The 15,797-nt window shown below is 72.0% G+C and carries 14 protein-coding genes and 1 pseudogene; 7 read left to right on the forward strand and 8 right to left on the reverse strand.

The genetic code is table 11. The features are described from left to right. Positions 1-538, forward strand: a pseudogene (locus tag D7V93_RS45010) (hypothetical protein); the annotation flags it as partial. A gap of 136 nt (positions 539-674) precedes the next feature. Here D7V93_RS45010 and D7V93_RS19190 read toward each other — a convergent pair. From D7V93_RS19190 to D7V93_RS19200, 3 genes are read right to left on the reverse strand one after another with little or no spacing between them, the layout of a single operon-like run. After that, positions 675-917 carry a DUF3006 domain-containing protein gene (locus tag D7V93_RS19190; RefSeq protein ID WP_120644797.1) on the reverse strand — a complete coding sequence of 81 codons (243 nt, stop codon included), beginning with the start codon at positions 915-917 and terminating at the stop codon, positions 675-677. Positions 918-935: 18 nt separating this feature from the next. Beyond that, positions 936-2,318 (reverse strand): MBL fold metallo-hydrolase, encoded by a 1,383-nt coding sequence (locus D7V93_RS19195; RefSeq protein WP_120644798.1) that lies wholly within the window; start codon positions 2,316-2,318, stop codon positions 936-938. Beyond that, entirely contained in the window at positions 2,315-3,559 is a 1,245-nt protein-coding gene (locus D7V93_RS19200) for a ComEC/Rec2 family competence protein (RefSeq protein ID WP_120644799.1), read from the reverse strand. The genes D7V93_RS19195 and D7V93_RS19200 overlap by 4 nt, the downstream gene beginning before the upstream one ends. A gap of 116 nt (positions 3,560-3,675) precedes the next feature. Here D7V93_RS19200 and deoC point away from each other — a divergent pair, with 116 nt between their 5' ends. From deoC to D7V93_RS19220, 4 genes are all read left to right on the forward strand, one after another. Continuing rightward, positions 3,676-4,536, forward strand: a complete 861-nt coding sequence (gene deoC, locus D7V93_RS19205) for a deoxyribose-phosphate aldolase (protein ID WP_120644800.1) — start codon at positions 3,676-3,678, stop codon at positions 4,534-4,536. Positions 4,537-4,559: 23 nt separating this feature from the next. Next, a complete protein-coding gene (locus D7V93_RS19210; protein WP_120644801.1) occupies positions 4,560-4,955 on the forward strand; it encodes a TraR/DksA family transcriptional regulator in 396 nt (131 codons plus the stop codon). Between the two features lie 16 nt (positions 4,956-4,971). Beyond that, positions 4,972-6,699, forward strand: coding sequence for a phospho-sugar mutase (locus D7V93_RS19215; protein WP_120644802.1), 1,728 nt, complete (start codon positions 4,972-4,974; stop codon positions 6,697-6,699). A 111-nt stretch (positions 6,700-6,810) separates the two neighbouring features. Beyond that, entirely contained in the window at positions 6,811-7,461 is a 651-nt protein-coding gene (locus D7V93_RS19220) for a hypothetical protein (protein WP_208723069.1), read from the forward strand. A 49-nt stretch (positions 7,462-7,510) separates the two neighbouring features. Here the strand turns inward: D7V93_RS19220 and D7V93_RS19225 are convergent, their stop codons facing one another. The 5 genes from D7V93_RS19225 to D7V93_RS19245 form a co-directional block, all read right to left on the reverse strand. Next, positions 7,511-8,668 (reverse strand): sensor histidine kinase, encoded by a 1,158-nt coding sequence (locus D7V93_RS19225; protein ID WP_244237382.1) that lies wholly within the window; start codon positions 8,666-8,668, stop codon positions 7,511-7,513. A 372-nt stretch (positions 8,669-9,040) separates the two neighbouring features. Continuing rightward, positions 9,041-9,970 carry an ABC transporter permease gene (locus tag D7V93_RS19230; protein WP_120644805.1) on the reverse strand — a complete coding sequence of 310 codons (930 nt, stop codon included), beginning with the start codon at positions 9,968-9,970 and terminating at the stop codon, positions 9,041-9,043. Beyond that, positions 9,963-11,075 carry an ABC transporter permease gene (locus tag D7V93_RS19235; protein ID WP_120644806.1) on the reverse strand — a complete coding sequence of 371 codons (1,113 nt, stop codon included), beginning with the start codon at positions 11,073-11,075 and terminating at the stop codon, positions 9,963-9,965. The genes D7V93_RS19230 and D7V93_RS19235 overlap by 8 nt, the downstream gene beginning before the upstream one ends. Continuing rightward, the gene (locus tag D7V93_RS19240; RefSeq protein WP_120644807.1) at positions 11,068-12,720 is read right to left on the reverse strand and encodes an ABC transporter ATP-binding protein; all 1,653 of its coding nucleotides are present in this window, start codon (positions 12,718-12,720) and stop codon (positions 11,068-11,070) included. Before D7V93_RS19240 ends, D7V93_RS19235 begins: the two co-directional genes overlap by 8 nt. Before the next feature lie 38 nt (positions 12,721-12,758). Continuing rightward, positions 12,759-13,952, reverse strand: a complete 1,194-nt coding sequence (locus D7V93_RS19245; RefSeq protein WP_120644809.1) for a BMP family lipoprotein — start codon at positions 13,950-13,952, stop codon at positions 12,759-12,761. An 89-nt stretch (positions 13,953-14,041) separates the two neighbouring features. Here D7V93_RS19245 and D7V93_RS19250 point away from each other — a divergent pair, with 89 nt between their 5' ends. Beyond that, positions 14,042-15,346, forward strand: coding sequence for a thymidine phosphorylase (locus tag D7V93_RS19250; protein WP_120644808.1), 1,305 nt, complete (start codon positions 14,042-14,044; stop codon positions 15,344-15,346). Between the two features lie 33 nt (positions 15,347-15,379). Continuing rightward, positions 15,380-15,797: rhodanese-like domain-containing protein (locus D7V93_RS19255; RefSeq protein WP_279636930.1), on the forward strand; the 418-nt coding region annotated here is incomplete at its 3' end.

Here is a 15,797-nt window from a genome sequence, read left to right on the forward strand (position 1 = left end):
CGTCGCCCCCGCCCGCCGTGGGCAGGCGGAGACGACGCCTGCCTCCGGTGGCGCACCCCTCAACGAGCTGTTCTCCGACCTGGACCTGCCCGGCAACCGGGGTGAGGCGGAGGACGACGAAGAGGCCCGCCAGGACGAGACGCGGGATGATGACCGCGACGACGAGGACGCGCAGCAGGCGGTGGAGGACTCGAAGGCCGCCCGCAAGCGGCCCGTCGTGGCCCCCCGCCGCAGCCCGGTGAAGATGGTGCTGCTGGTGCTGGTGCTGCTCATCGTCCTGCCGGTGGTGGCGCTGTTCGCGCTCTCGGCGTTGAACATGCTGCCGCCCGCGGTGGCGGACCTGGTCGGCAAGGTGACGGGCAAGTCGCCGGCCCCCATGGCTCCGGTTCCGGCCCCCACGCCGCTGCCGCGTCAGGCCGCTCCGGCGCGGGAAGGCACCGCACCCGTGGCGCCGCCTCCGGCCCAGGAAGGCACCACGCCCGTCGCCCCTCCGCAGGGCGGCGAAGCGGCGGCCCCGGCAGAGGGCACCACGCCGTAGCCGACCTGGCAGGTGGGCCTGCTCCGCGCCGCGCGGGGAGCAGGCCCTCGCCCGGGGCCTCCTGTTCCGTCGGGGGGACCCGGCACGTCGGACGGGCTGTCCCGGACGAGGCGCCGCCTTCCGGCACGCCTTCTTCCTACAGGTCGAAGTTCCCCGTGGGCGGCGGCTTCTTGCCGCGCTTCGCCCGCGTGCGTGTGGCGCGGACCTCGGCGCGCAGGGCGTCGGTGGTCTGGGCGTCCACCGTCCCCGCATCCAGGTCCACGACGTCGCCCTCGCGCACTCCGGGCGGCAGGGTGCTCAGGGCGCGGTTCACCTGTCGGCCGTCCACCACCAGCACGGCAACGTCGTCTTCGATGCGGTCCACCGTGGCCTTGGGCATGGTGTGTGTTCCCCTCCCTCAGGGATGGCAGTCGACCGCGGGCTGGCGGTCCGACTTCAACGCCTCCTCGCGGGTCTTGAAGGTGAGGAGGTTCTCCTCGTGGATCCTCCGCGCGCTCGGACAGGTGGGCCGGTGGAAGATCCGCTTGTGACGGCTCGCCACGTAGCCGCTTCCCATGGACACTCCGGCGGTCGCGCGTGGCGTGCGCACCGTCTCTTCCGTGCGGCTGCCCTGGCGCGCCGTGGGCAGGTCGTCCACTTCCATCACCTTGCTGACCCGGGCGGAGGTGTCGCGGGGGGCCTCGATGGCGCGCGTCGGCTCCGTCCGCGCGACGGGCGCCACTTCGGGCGGAGGCTTCTTCGCGATGGGCGGCGAGGGCTTCACCGTCCGCACCAGCGGTGGACGCGGATCCTCGCCCGGGAAGACGTGCCGCGCGGAGGAGGGCTCACCCGGTGACGGGCGCTGCAGGGTGAGCTCGAACCGCTTGCCGTCGCTCACCGCGTGCACCTCGCCATTCACGTCCGTGCGGAACGTGCTCGCGCCCACCGAACGCAGCCGCGCGAGGACGTCCCGGACCTTCGCGTCGTGGCCCAGGCTGTCGTCCCCGCTGAGCACGGCGGCCTGCGGGCGCACCGCTTCCAGGAACGCCTGCGAATTGGCCCCTTCCACTCCGGGCGCTGCGACCTTCAGCAGCGTGCCGGGCACCCACCTCCCGAGCTCCAGCAGGTGCGCTTCCGTCTCCGCGCGCGCCGCGCCCGCGAACAGCACCGACGTGTCCCCGTACGTGAGGCGCAGCACGATGGAGTTCGCCGCGTTCGCGCCCGCTCCGTCCGGCGCACCCGTCAGGAGCGGCTCGGCGGGGGCGCGAGGCCAGAGCACCGTGAGGTTCACGCCCTCTTCCAGCGTCAGGCGGACCGGCTCCTGGGGCGCGGTCGACGAAGGCGCGGGCGAGAACACCTGCACCCCGCGCGACCCCACCGCCGTCAGGAGCGCGTCGTAGGCGGACGAGGTGTCGGGGAGCTGCGGCTCCATCAGCCGGCGCGCGCCCACGCGCTTGAGCACCGCGTCCAGCGCACCGTGGTGCTTCGGATCCGGATGCGTGAGGACGACGAGATCCAACTCCCGGCGCAGCAGCTCCGGCAGCCGGTTCACCAGGTGCGACTGGGCCGACGCGGGCCCCGAATCCACCAGCACCGTGTTGCCGCGCGGCGAGACGATGAGCGCGGACTCACCCCCGCCCACGTTGAAGAAGTACACGTGGAGCTTCCCGTCCGGCGCGCCACCGAAGTAGCGCGACTTCTCCGGGGCCGCGCTCTTCGGTGGCGGCTGGGGCGCGGGCTGCTGCTGACACGCCAGGGAGGCGAGCAGCATCCCCACTCCGAGGGCGATGCGGGGACTCATGGGTGACAATCCTCGGCGGGGCGGCGCTCGCGCAGGGCATCAGCGCGGCGGGAATAGACGGTGCGCTCGTTCTTCGAGCGCTTCAAGGTCGGGCAGTCCTCGCGGTGGAACACCTTGCTGCCCTTCAGCGACTCGAAGCGCTGCCCCGTGTCCCCGGGCTCGCTCGGGCTCGAAGGCGACGTCGGCGCCGGCTCACGACTCGGCTCTTTCGACGGCTTCGTCCGGGGGGCGCCCGGGTCCGGCTCCTTCTCCACCGCGCGGTCGCCCTGGCGCTGCGGCGTGGGCTCGATGGGGCCGAGCGCCACGGGGCTTCCCGCCTTCTGGGTGCCGGTCACGACCGTGGGCGACGCCTCGGCCCGGGTCGTGCGCAGGGTGACGGTGGTGCCGTCGCTCACCGCCATCACCTCGCCGTCCTGGTCGGTGCGGAAGGTGCGTGCACCCACGTCGCGCAGGCGGCCCAGGGCCTCCGGGGTCGGGTGGCCGTAGTCGTTGCCCACGCCGCAGGAGATGACCGCCACCGACGGCTTCACGCGCTCCAGGAAGGCCCTGGTGGAGGAGTGCTTGCCACCATGGTGCGCCACCTTCAGCACGGTGGCTGTGAGGTCCAGGGGCTTCTGCACCAGCACCTCCTCCGTGGGCGGCTCCGCGTCGCCGGTGAAGAGGAAGGCCGTCTTGCCGTAGGTCAGCTTGGTGACGATGGAGTTCGCGTTCGGGTCCGAGCGTGTGTCCTCGAGGAAGGGCTCCTGGGGTACGCGCGGCCAGAGCACGGTGAGCGCCACGCCCTCGCCCAGTCCGATGGTGAGCAGCGTCTGGGGCGCGTTGGGGTTGGGCTCCGGGTTCATCACCTGGCCGACCTCGCGACCCACGAAGTCCAGCAGGTCGCGGTACGCCTCGCTCGGGTGGTCGAAGCCGGGGTCCATGAACCGCTTCGCGCCCACTGCCTTCAGGGCCGCGGGCAGACCTCCCAGGTGGTCCAGGTGCGGGTGGGTGAGGATGACCAGGTCCAGGGGCTGCTTCACCAATTCGCGCAGCCGCGCCGCCAGCCGCTTCCCGGCCTCCGGGGGCCCCCCGTCGATGAGCACCGTCTTGCCCGTGGGCGAGACGATGAGCGTCGCGTCCCCCTGGCCCACGTCGAGGAAGTAGACCGTGAGCTTCCCGGGCGCGGGGGAGGGGAGGGCCGCATGGCTCGGCACCGCCGTGAGCAGGAGGAGGAGGACACCGAGCAGCCGCGCGAAAACCATCACGAAGAGAACTCTACTGCCCCACTCCCATTCGCGGCACCCCGTACGTCCGCCGGACGTCCTTGCGCACCCGCGAGCGCTTCCCCGGGGCCCTGGAACTGCGCTAAGGGGCCCGCATGTCGTCCGACGCCGAACCCTTCATCCCCGTGCTGGAAGAGCTGGTCGACCAGGCCCGTCGCCGCCTGCACGCCTGGAAGGCGGAGCAGGAAGCCGTTGCGCCCGCGCCCGCCGCCGCGCTGAACCCGGAGCCCCCGCGCCCGGCCGGGGGGAAGGTCGCCACCGCGCGCGTCGACCCCGCGTCCGTCCTGAAGGCGGCGGAGCTCGCGCCGTACATCGACCACACGCTGCTCAAGCCGGAAGCGCGCGCCGAGGACGTGGTGCGCGTGGCCGAGGAGGCCCGCCAGTACGGCTTCGCCACGGTGTGCGTGAACAGCTGCCACGTGGCCACCGCCGCGCGGGTGCTGGCCGGGTCGTCCACGGTGCCCATCGCCGTGGTGGGCTTCCCGCTGGGCGCCATGCTGTCCGCCGCCAAGGCCTTCGAGGCGCGCGAGGCCATCCGCGCCGGGGCCCGCGAAATCGACATGGTGATCAACCTGGGCGCGCTCAAGGCCCACGACTACCAGCGCGTGCACCAGGACATCACCGCGGTGGTGGAGGCCAGCCACCCGCTGCCGGTGAAGGTCATCCTGGAGACGGGCCACCTCACCGACGAGGAGAAGGTGGTCGCGTGCGCGCTGTCCAAGGCCGCGGGCGCCGCGTTCGTGAAGACGTCCACGGGCTTCGGGCCCGGCGGCGCCACGGTGAAGGACATCGAATTGATGCGCTCGGTGGTGGGCGACGAGGTCGGGGTGAAGGCCTCCGGCGGCGTGCGCTCGGCCGAGGACGCCGTGAAGCTCTTGCGCGCGGGTGCCAACCGGCTGGGCGCGTCCGCGTCCGTGGCCATCGTCACCGGCCAGATCTCCACCGCGCAGTACTAGCCAGAAGGCGCGAGGGCCCCACCGTGACACCGAAGCAGCGAGAGGACTTCCTGCAGCAGTTGCTGGCGCTCCACGCGGAGCTGACCGGGAAGACGCCCCTGCGCATCGAGCCCAACCGCACCGACGAGGCGCGCGTGGGCGGCGACGAGGACGAGCAGCCCCTCAACGAGATGATGCAGACCATCGCCTCCAGCCGGAACCGCAACACCGACGGCACGCTGGCGCGCGTGGTGAAGGCCCTGGGCAAGCTGCGCGAGGAGCCGGACTCCTTCGGCGAATGCGAGGAGTGCGGCGACGAGATCCCCCTGGGCCGCCTCAAGGCCATGCCCTACGCGGAGTTCTGCGTCGCGTGCCAGGGCAACAAGGACGGGCCCAAGGGCCCCGTCCGCCGCAAGCACCTCACCGACTACGACACCTGAAACGAGGCGACACGCAATGGACACCACCGGACTCAGGGAGCGGGCGGAAGCGTGGCGCAAGGCGGATCCGGATCCGGAGACCCAGGCGGAGCTGGCCCAGGTGCTCGCGACCTCCAACTGGGCGGACCTGGCGGATCGCTTCGCCCAGGACCTGGAGTTCGGCACCGCGGGCCTGCGCGGCGTGCTGGGCGCCGGCCCCAACCGGATGAACCGCGCCGTCGTGCGGCGCACCACCGCGGGCCTCGCGCGCTACCTCAAGGCCACCGTGCCGGACGTCACCTCGCGCGGCGTGGTGGTGGGCCGTGACGCGCGGCGGTTGAGCAAGGAGCTGGCGGAGGACACCGCCGCGGTGTTCATCGCGGAGGGCATCCCCGCGCACGTCTTCCCGGAGCCGGTGCCCACGCCCGTCACCGCGTTCGCCGTGCTGCACCTGAACGCCGCCGCCGCGGTGATGGTGACCGCCAGCCACAACCCGCCCGAGTACAACGGCTACAAGGTCTACTGGGGCAACGGCGCCCAGATTGTCCCCCCGCAGGACGTGGGCATCGCGGACGCCATCGCGAAGGTGGAGCCCGCCAACCAGGTGCCGCTCCTCACGCCCGCGCAAGGGCGCGCGAAGGGGCTGTGGCGCGACTTGCCGGAGGACGTGGGCAACGCGTACCTGCGCGCCATCCTGGACCTGCGCCTGCACCGCAAGGGCAGCGACACGCTGTCCATCGTCTACACCGCCATGCACGGCGTGGGCGGCGCGTGGGCCGTGCTCGCGCTGAAGGAGGCGGGCTTCCCGCGCGTGACGCCGGTGGCCGAGCAGCAGCAGCCCGACGGCCGCTTCCCCACCGTGCGCTTCCCCAACCCGGAGGAGCCGGGCGCCATGGACCTGTCGCTCGCCACCGCCGAGCGCGTGAAGGCGGACCTGGTGCTCGCCAATGATCCGGACGCGGACCGGCTGGCGGTGATGGCGCGCGACGCGTCCGGGAAGCTGCGCCTGCTCACCGGCAACGAGGTGGGCGTCATCCTGGGCCACTACGTGCTCACGCAGGGCACCAAGCGCTCGCGCCCGCACGTCGTCACCACCATCGTGTCCTCCACGCAGCTGGGGGAGATCGCGCGCGGGCTGGACGCCGCGTACGACGAGGTCCTCACGGGCTTCAAGTGGATCGCCAACCGCGCGCTGGAGCGCACGCAGAAGGAAGGCACGCAGTTCGTCTTCGGCTACGAGGAGGCGCTCGGCTACACCGTGGGCACCGCCACGCGCGACAAGGACGGCGTGGGCGCGGCGCTGGTGGTCGCGGACCTGGCCGCGTGGTGCGAGGCGCGCGGCACCACCGTGCTGGGCTACCTGGAGGAGATCCAGCGCCGCTTCGGCCTGCACGTGGGCGCCCAGCGCAACGTCACGCTGCCCGGCGCCGCCGGAGCGCAGACCATCCGCGCCATCATGGAGGCCTTCCGCGCCTCACCCCCGGAGCGCATCGGCGACACCCGCGTGAGCGCCGTGCGCGACTACCAGCGGGGCGAGGGCGGCCTGCCGCCGTCCAACGTCGTCGCCTTCGCGCTGGAGGGCGGCGGCCGCGTCACCCTGCGCCCCTCCGGCACCGAGCCGAAGATCAAATACTACTTCGAGCACAAGGAGACGCCCGCCCCCGGCGAGCCGCTCCCCCAGGCCCGCCAGCGCGCCGAGGCCCGGCTGGCCACCCTCATCGACGCCTTCCTCGCCCTGGCGCGCGAGCGCGGGCAGCCGGCCTGAGCGCCGGCCTGGGAGCCCGCTGGGGGGCTCTTTCTACTCCTGAGTCCTGAATCACCCTTCAACCCCGGGCCGCGCGTCCATCCGTCGCGGCCCTTCGCAGAAAGGAACCGCGTGAAGCGCTTCATTCCTGGTTTCCTCCTCGCCGTGCTCCTGGCCGCTCCCGGTACCGCGCTCGCGGGCCAGGGCTGGTCCGTCCTGGCCGCGGATTCGGTGGGAGCGGGCCGCAACGTGTTCACCGGGCAGATTGGCTACCCGGGCCTGACGCTGGGCCTGCTGCACGGCGGCTCGGACAAGGTCGACGTCGGCGGCAAGTTCACCTTCAACTGGGGCCGCGAGGGCCTGGTGGACGCGACGGACGAGGGCCTCAAGCTCCAGCTGTGGCTGCGCATCATGCTGGCCAAGACGTCCAACGTGTCCTTCGCCCTCACGTTCCAGCCGGGCCCCTTCGTCTACTTCATCGACCAGGGGCGCTTCGACGACAACACGGCCTTCGGCATGGCGCTGCCCATCGGGTTCGTGGTGGGGATTCCCGTCGGCAGCGCGCTGACGCTCAACGCCGGCATCGACATCCCGTTCAACGTCTACTTCGGCGAAGGCATCGGGCCGGTCATCCCCATCCTCTTCGGAGGCGGCCTGGAGTACTTCGTCACCAACCAGTTCAACGTGAACTTCAACCTGCGGCTGGGGCCTTCCATCTTCCCCCGCTTCGACGACAGCGCCTTCACCATGGAAGCGCTGGCGGGCGTGGCCTACCGCTTCTAGTTCGCCAGGCTCGGGCGGGGACGACAGCTTCCCCGCCCGGGCGTGTCCGCTACCAGGACGACGTCTGCTCGGGCAGCTCCACCGTGAAGGTGCTGCCCAGGTTGACGCGGCTCTTCACGGTGAGCTTGCCGCCCATGCACTCCACCAGGGTGCGCGCCACCGTGAGGCCCAGGCCCACGCTCTTCTCCGGGGCCTTGGTCGTGTAGTACGGCGAGAAGATGGCCTGCAGCTCATCCTCGAAGATGCCGATGCCGGTGTCCTTGACGAAGAGCTGCGGACCGAAGTCACCGAACAGGTCCGGCATCTCCACGCCCACGTGCACCAGGCGCGGACGGTCCTTCACGTCCTCCACCGCGTCCACCGCGTTGCACACCAGCTCCGTCACCACCTGCTCCAGCTGACGGCGGTTGAAGACCACCGCGATGGGGTCCTCCGGCAGCACCACGCGCACGTCCGCGCGGCCCAGCCGCCCGTCCGCGCGCAGGCGGGACACCACCTCCGGCACCAGCTCCCGCAGGTCGAAGCGCTGGATGTCCTTGGGGCTGGACGGTCCCAGCGACAGCAGGTGCTGGCCGTGCAGCCGCATCTGTTCGCCGGCCACGCCCAGCTTGAGCAGCTCACTGGGGTCCGGCGGCAGGCCCTCCGCCGCGCGCGAGCGCACGTGCTCCAGCGCCCGCTGCAGGCCCACGCCCAGCTGGCCCATCTGCGTCGCCACGTCCGCGGCGAGCGTGCCCACGCGGGCCAGGCGCTCCATGCGCACCCAGCGCGTGCGCGGGTCCTGCAGCACTTCGCGCAGGCCTCCGTGCTCGCGGTGCGCCTTGAGCTCCAGCAGGGTGTGGACGCGCACCTTCAGCTCCAGCGGGTCCAGCGGTTCGGTCGTCAGCAAGTCGTCCACACCTGCCTCCATCACCTCGCGGCGCGTCTGGCGGTCCGCGGAAGGCGTGAGCATGAGAATGGGAAGCTGCGGAGAGGTCATCTCCTGGCGGAACCGCCGGTACGCGGCGATGCCCACCGTGCGGGCCTGCTCCACGTCCAGGAGCACCAGGTCCGCGGCATGTCGGGACACTGCTTCCAGCGCGGCCGTCGCCCCGCGGGCGGGCAGCACGTCGTAGCCCGCGGGCGTCAGGATGGAGCGCACCCGCTCCGCGTCCCCCGCGTCCATGTCCACCGCGAGCACCCGCGGCCGGTGGTGTGACGTCGCGCTCATTGCCGTCGTCTCCATTCACGCCACCCCGACCTGGAAACCGCTCCGGACCGCGCCCGAAGGCGTCGTCCCGGAAACGGGGGAATGCGTCCCGGGCCCGGACAGGGCCACCTGCTGCGCCTGCTTGCTGACCCGTACGCAATCCGACATGCGCGTACTCTCTTGCCAGCGGCGTGCCGAACGTCCGCCAAAAGCCAGATCTGCTCACCCTGGAAATCGGAAAAACCTGATCCAATAACGGCGGGGGGTTGGCGGCCTCGGGGGGGATGGCCAACGCGCTGGATCTGAACAGCACTTCATATTTGATGAGTCAGACCTGACCAAAAGTCGTTTTCGACCCGGGTGTGAATATACCCAGGCCCCTCTCAAAATGGCCTACCGGGACTCCTGCTCGTAGGGGGTGCCCAGGGCGGCGGGGGCATGGCCGCGCTGCCCCTGGAGGGCGAGGACGAGGAGGGTCAACAGGTAGGGGAGGGCGAGCAGGAAGCCCTGGGGGACGAGGTCGAGCAGCCACGGCGCGCTCGACGCGAGGCCAATCCGCAGGGCGTTGCCGAAGGCGAAGAAGAGGGCGGCGGCGAAGGCGCCCAGGGGCGTCCACCGGCCGAACACCATGGCGGCCAGGGCCATGAAGCCCAGGCCCGCGGGGGTGTGCTGCTCGAAGCGGTCCAGGACGGCGGTGGACAGCACGGCGCCGCCCAGGCCCGCCATCAGCCCGCCGCCCAGCACCGCGCCCCACCGGAGGGCGGACACGGACAGGCCCAGCGTGGCCACGGCGTGGGGCTTGTCGCCCACGGCGCGCAGCCGCAGACCCAGGGGGGTGCGCGACAGCAGCAGGTGGAAGAGGAAGGGCAGGGTGAGCGCCAGGTACGTGGGCGCCGCGTGGCCGGACAGCGCGCCCAGGAGCGGCACGGCGGACAGGCCCGGGACGTTCCAGCGGGGAAGCTGGGTGATGGCCGGGGTGCCGTTGGGGCCGAAGAGGGACTCCAGGAGGAAGGTGCCGCCCGCCATGGCCACCAGGTTGAGGGCCATGCCGGAGACGACCTGATCCGAGCGCCAGCGGATGCTGAGGAAGCCGTGCACCGCCGCGATGGCCGCGCCCGCGCCCATGCCCACCAGCACGGCGACGGGCGTGGGCATCGCGAGCGCCGCCACGGCCGCGCAGAAGGCGCCGGTGCGCATCATGCCCTCCACGCCCACGCTCACCACGCCAGCGCGCTCGGACAGCATGGCGCCCAGCGCGGCGAACACCAGGGCGGGCGCGGCGTCCAGGGTGGAGAAGAGGAGCGAGTGGAGCACCTCAAGCACGGGGCACCTCGGCCGCCGGCTGCTCGCGGCGCCTGCGCAGGACGGCCAGCCACACCATCCGGCCCGCGACGAAGAGCAGCGCGAAGCCCTGGATGAGCTCCGGGAAGCTCTTGTGCACGCCCAAGAGCTGCATGCGCGTGCCGCCCGCGCGGAGGATGCCGAAGACGGCCGCGGACACCGCCGCGCCCAGCGGGTGGTTGTTGCCGATGAGCGCGATGGCGATGCCGTCGAAGCCGTACGGCGCGCCCAGCGAGCCCGGGTAGCGGCCCTCCGTGCCCAGCACCAGCACCGCGCCCGCGAGCCCCGCCAGCGCTCCGGCGAGCGCCATGGCCCCTCCCGCGCGCTGAAGGGTGGGGATGCCCGCGGCTCGCGCGGCCTCCGGGGTGAGTCCCACCGCGCGCGTCTCGTAGCCCGCGCTCGTGCGCCCCAGCCACACCCAGACGCCCAGCGCCGCCACCAGCGCCAGCGGGAAGCCCAGGTTGAGGCGCGAGCTGTCACCCAGGAGTCGGGGAAGCTGCGCGGTGGCGAGGATCTCCGCGGTGCCGGTGATGGACGACTGGTGCCCTTCGGCCACGGCGCGCAGGGGGCCGATGACGAGCCAGTTGTCCACGAGGCTCACCGCCACCCAGTTGAGCATGATGGTGGAGATGACCTCGTGCACGCCGCGCTTGAGCTTCAGCACGCCGGCGATGCTCGACCACGCGGCGCCCGCGAGCGCCGCCGCGAGCAGGGCCAGGGGCACGTGCAGCACGCCCGGCAGCGACACGTGCGCGCCGACGAGCGCGGCGGCCAGGGCGCCCCAGATCATCTGTCCCTGCGCGCCGATGTTGAACAAGCCCACCTTGAAGGCCACCGCCACGGACAGGCCGGTGAGGGTGAGGAGCGCGGCCTTCATCGCGGCCTCGCCCAGGGGACGGAGCACCGCCGTGGCGCTGCCGCCGTCCAGGAACGCGGGCCAGTTGCCCACGCCGCCCCAGAGCATCTGGAGGTAGGCGCGGGTGGCGGTGTCCGCGTCGCGCGTGAGGGCGATGGTCAGCCAGCACACCGCGAGCGCCAGCAGCACGGAGAGCACCGACGGCAGCACCTGCCGCGTCCGCTCACCCATGGTCGGACTCCGCGCCCAGCATGCGACGGCCCAGTTCGCGCTCGTCCAGGTCCTTGCGCGGGAAGTGCCCCGTCACGCGCCCTTCGTAGAGGACGTAGACGCGGTCGGACAGCGCCAGCACCTCCTCCAGGTCCAGCGACACCATCACCACCCCCGCGCCCCGGGCCTTCGCCTCGCGCAGCCGCGCGTGCACCTGGGCCACCGCGCCGATGTCCAGCCCGCGCGTGGGCTGCACCACCACGAGCAGCTTCGGATCCGCGTCCAGCTCGCGCGCCACGACGACCTTCTGCTGGTTGCCGCCCGACAGCGCCTGGAGCGCGACGGTCGGGTCGGGCGGGCGCACGTCGTAGGTGGCCAGCAGCCGGGTCGCGCGCTCGCGGCGTCCCTTGAAGTCCACCCAGGGCCCGCGTGCGAAGGGCGGCTGGCGGTGCCGGCCCAGCGCCACGTTCTCCTCCACCGTCATCGCCTTCACCACCGCGCGCGCCAGCCGGTCCTCGGGCACGTGGCCCACGCCGCGCGCCTTCGCGAGCGCCGGGGTGAGCCCCGCGAGCGGTCCGCCCAGCAGCGTTCCCCCGCCGCCCTCCAGGGCGCGCAGGCCCGTGAGCACCTCGGCCAGCTCGCGCTGTCCGTTGCCGTCCACCCCGGCGATGCCGACGATCTCTCCCGCGCGCACGGTGAGGCTCACGCCCTGGAGCGCGGGGCGGCTGTTATCGCCCTTCGCGCGCAGGTCCTTCGCGTCGAGCACGGGGGGACCGGACGCGACAGTGCCCGCACCTTCGCTCTTCGCATCGAGCGGGCCGGAAGCGGCGGTGGCCGCAGCCTCACGCCGCGCATCGAACACGCCCGGTGCGGACGCGGCGGTGCCCCCGCGCGCGTCCTGTGCATCGAGCGGAGCCAGGCCGGCCTGCGCGTCCCTGGCATCGGACACAACCGCACCCGGCGGCGCGGGCACGCCTGTCAGCGCGGCGCCGCGTGAACCCTCGCCCACCATCAGCGAGGCCAGGGCGGAGACGGTGGTTTCAGCGGCGCGCACCTCGGCCACCGTGCGGCCCCGGCGCATCACCGCCACGCGGTCCGCCACGCCCAGCACTTCCTTCAACTTGTGGCTGATCAGCACCACCGTGCGTCCCTGCGCCACGAGCCCCCGCATCACCTGCGCCAGCTCGTCCGACTCCTGGGGCGTGAGCACCGCGGTGGGCTCGTCGAGGATGAGCACCTGCGCGCCCCGGTGCAGCGCCTTGACGATTTCGACCTTCTGCTGCGAACCCACCGTGAGCGTGTCCACGCGCGCCCGGGGATCCAACTGGAAGCCGAAGCGCTTTGCCGTGGTGGCCACCTCGTCACAGGCCCGGTCCAGGTCCAGCAGGCCGCGCCGGGTGGGCTCGCGGCCCAGCACCACGTTCTCCGCCACCGTCAGCGTGGGCACGAGCATGAAGTGCTGGTGCACCATGCCGATGCCCCGCGCGATGGCGTCGCGCGGACTCCGGAGGCGCACGGGCTTGCCGTCCATCAGGAACGTGCCCGCGTCCGGGTGGTACAGCCCGTACAGCACGTTCATCAGGCTGGACTTGCCCGCGCCGTTCTCGCCCACCACCGCGAGCAGCTCGCCCGGGACGATGTCCAGCGACGCGTCCTCCAGGGACACGCAAGACCCGAAGCGCTTGGCGATGTGCTGGAGGGAGATCAGGGCGCGGCGACCTGGAAGGAGCCCAGCTCCGCCGTCGTGCCCGGCACCGTGAGCTTCCCGGCGAGGATCTGCTGGCGCAGCGTCTCCACCTTCTGGAGCGCCTCCGCCTTGCCCGGGAAGTCCACGCGCACGTCGGCCATGCCCACGCCGTTCTCCTTCAGGCCCAGCACCTGCTCGCCCGACGTCAGCTTGCCGTCCACCAGGTCCTTCGCCGCCTGGTACACGGCGAGGTCGCTGTGCTTCACCATCGACGTGAGGATGGCCTCCGGCGCCAGGTGCGACTGATCCGAATCCACGCCGATGGCGAACACCGTCTTGCCCGCCGCGCGCGCTTCCTTCACCGCCTGGATGACGCCCAGCCCGTCCGTGCCCGCCGCGTGGAAGATGACGTCCGCGCCCTTGGCGATGAGGTCCTGGGCCACTTCCTTGCCCGACGACACGCTGTTGAAGCTGCCCGTGTACACGCCCATCAGCGCGTCCGCCGCCTTCGCGTTCGTGGTGCGCACGCCCGCGCGGTAGCCCACCTCGAAGCGCTTGATGAGCGGCACCTCGATGCCACCCACGAAGCCCACCTTGTTCGTCTTCGTCACGAGCCCCGCCAGCGCGCCCACGAGGAAGCTGCCCTCCTGCTCCTTGAAGAGCACCGTGCGCACGTTGGGCAGCGACTTGGGCTTGCCCTGCGCGTCCATGAGCTGGCTGTCGATGAGCAGGAACTTCGCGTCCGGGTTCTCCGTGGCCACGTCCCGCACGGCGTTGGCGAGGAGATAGCCGTTGCCGATGGTGAGCTTCGCGCCCTGCTCCACGAGCAGCTGGAGGTTGGGGGCGTAGTCCTCCTGCGCCTTGCTCTGGAGCACCAGCGGCTGCACCGGCAGCGGCTTCACTTCCGGTGCGAGCGCGGCCAGGTCGGAGGAGATGGACTGACGCACCTCGCCAACGGGGGCGTCCACGTACCGGCCGCCCTCGTAGCGCTTGCCGGCGGCCCACAGCTCCAGGCCGCGCAGGGAGGCGTCGTTGAACGAGTGGTCCCCCCGGCCGCCCACGTCGATGACGAGCCCGATGACCATCGGCTTGCCCTCGGGCGGCTTCGTGGCGGTGGAGGCCTGGGAGGGCGCCTTGGGGGCGTCTTCCGTCTTCTTGGAACAGGCGCACAGGAGCGCGGCCAGGGCGAGCACGTGGAATCGGCGGAGCATCATGGGCCCAGCTATCTAGCAGATGAAGCCCGGCCTTTCCCTTTCCTGAGGGTGCATGGGGAGGGGACTTCCTGCTATGGCCCTGCCTCGTGCAACCCTACGAGCTCATCAAGGCCAAGCGCGACGGCGGCAGGCTGGACCCGTCGGACATCCAGGCGTTCATCCAGGCGTACACCGCCGGCACCGTGGCCGACTACCAGATGGCCGCGATGTGCATGGCCATCTTCTTCAAGGGCCTGGACGCGCGCGAGCTGGGGGCCTGGGCCCGCGCCATGCTGAACTCCGGCGAGGTCCTGGACCTGTCCGACACGCCGGCCATCAAGGTGGACAAGCACTCCACCGGCGGCGTGGGCGACAAGGTGTCCCTGAGCCTCGCGCCCCTGGCGGCGGCCTGCGGCGTGCCCGTGCCCATGATCTCCGGGCGCGGCCTGGGCCACACCGGCGGCACCCTGGACAAGCTGGAGTCCATCCCCGGCTTCCGCGTGGACCTGTCCACCGCGGACTACCGCCGGCTCGTGCGCGAGGTGGGGTGCTGCCTCATCGGCCAGACGGCCCAGGTGGCCCCCGCGGACAAGAAGCTCTACGCGCTGCGGGACGTCACGGCGACGGTGGACTGCATCCCGCTCATCGCGTCGTCCATCATGAGCAAGAAGCTGGCGGAGGGCATCGACGCGCTGGTGCTCGACGTGAAGGTGGGCAGCGGCGCCTTCATGAAGACGGCGGACGACGCGCGCGTGCTCGCCCGGACCATGATTGGCCTGGGCGCGGAGATGAACCGCAAGGTCGTGGCCCTGCTCACGGACATGGATCAGCCCCTGGGCCGCCAGGTGGGCAACGCCCTGGAGGTCCGCGAGGCGGTGGACATGCTCCGCGGCGAGGCCCCCGACGACTACACGGAGATCACCTACGCGCTGACGGCGGAGATGCTCGTGCTGGGCAAGAAGGCCGCCACCGTGGAGGAGGCGCGCGGGAAGCTGCGCCGCTCCGTGGAGGACGGCAGCGCGCTCAAGAAGCTCAAGGAGATCGTCCAGTCGCAGGGCGGCGACCCGCGCTCCATCGACGACTACTCGCTCTTGCCCACCGCGAAGGCCACGACGGACGTGGTGGCGCCGCGCGACGGCTTCGTCTCCGGCATCCACACGGAGGGCGTGGGGCTGGCGGCGGTGGCGCTCGGTGCCGGGCGGCAGCGGGTGGACAGCAAGATTGATCCGGCGGTGGGCTTCACGCTGCTCAAGAAGGTGGGCGACCCGGTGAAGCAGGGCGAGCCCGTGGTGCAGGTGCACTACAACGACGCCGGCCCCGTGCAGGACGTGAAGGCGCGGCTGCTCGCGGCCTACCAGTTTGGCGACCGGGCGCCCGCGGCCCGGCCGCTGGTGCTGGAGCGGCTGGAGTAGGCGCGCAAGGCACGGCAAGGCTACCGACCCACCATGGCCCCCTCGTTCCGAGACCTGCTGTCGGAAGTGAAGAAGGAGATCCGCGAGGTCTCCCATGAGCACGTGCGCCACCTGCTCGACACGGGCGCGAAGGTGAAGCTCATCGACGTGCGCGAAGACGACGAGTACGCCAGCGGCCGGCTCCCCGGCGCGGTGCACATCCCCCGGGGCTACCTGGAGCTGCGCATCGAGGAGAAGGCGGAGCGCGACGAGGAGCTCGTCCTCTACTGCGCGGGCGGCACCCGGTCCGCGCTCGCGGCGCGGACGCTGCGGGAGCTGGGCTACACGCGCGTGGCGTCGCTCGCGGGCGGCTACAACCGCTGGAGCGACGCGGCCTTCCCCGTCGAGAAGCCGGTGGTCCTCTCCTCCGAGCAGAAGGAGCGCTACCGCCGCCACCTCATCCTCCCGGAGG

Source organism: Corallococcus llansteffanensis (assembly GCF_003612055.1).
Classification (GTDB): domain Bacteria; phylum Myxococcota; class Myxococcia; order Myxococcales; family Myxococcaceae; genus Corallococcus; species Corallococcus llansteffanensis.

Coding starts and splice junctions, on each gene's coding strand:
- D7V93_RS19225 (WP_244237382.1), bottom strand. CDS start 8,668: ATGAGCGCGACGTCACACCACCGGCCGCGGGTGCTCGCGGTGGACATG.
- D7V93_RS19215 (WP_120644802.1), top strand. CDS start 4,972: ATGGACACCACCGGACTCAGGGAGCGGGCGGAAGCGTGGCGCAAGGCG.
- D7V93_RS19195 (WP_120644798.1), bottom strand. CDS start 2,318: ATGAGTCCCCGCATCGCCCTCGGAGTGGGGATGCTGCTCGCCTCCCTG.
- D7V93_RS19190 (WP_120644797.1), bottom strand. CDS start 917: ATGCCCAAGGCCACGGTGGACCGCATCGAAGACGACGTTGCCGTGCTG.
- deoC (WP_120644800.1), top strand. CDS start 3,676: ATGTCGTCCGACGCCGAACCCTTCATCCCCGTGCTGGAAGAGCTGGTC.
- D7V93_RS19245 (WP_120644809.1), bottom strand. CDS start 13,952: ATGCTCCGCCGATTCCACGTGCTCGCCCTGGCCGCGCTCCTGTGCGCC.
- D7V93_RS19200 (WP_120644799.1), bottom strand. CDS start 3,559: ATGGTTTTCGCGCGGCTGCTCGGTGTCCTCCTCCTCCTGCTCACGGCG.
- D7V93_RS19235 (WP_120644806.1), bottom strand. CDS start 11,075: ATGGGTGAGCGGACGCGGCAGGTGCTGCCGTCGGTGCTCTCCGTGCTG.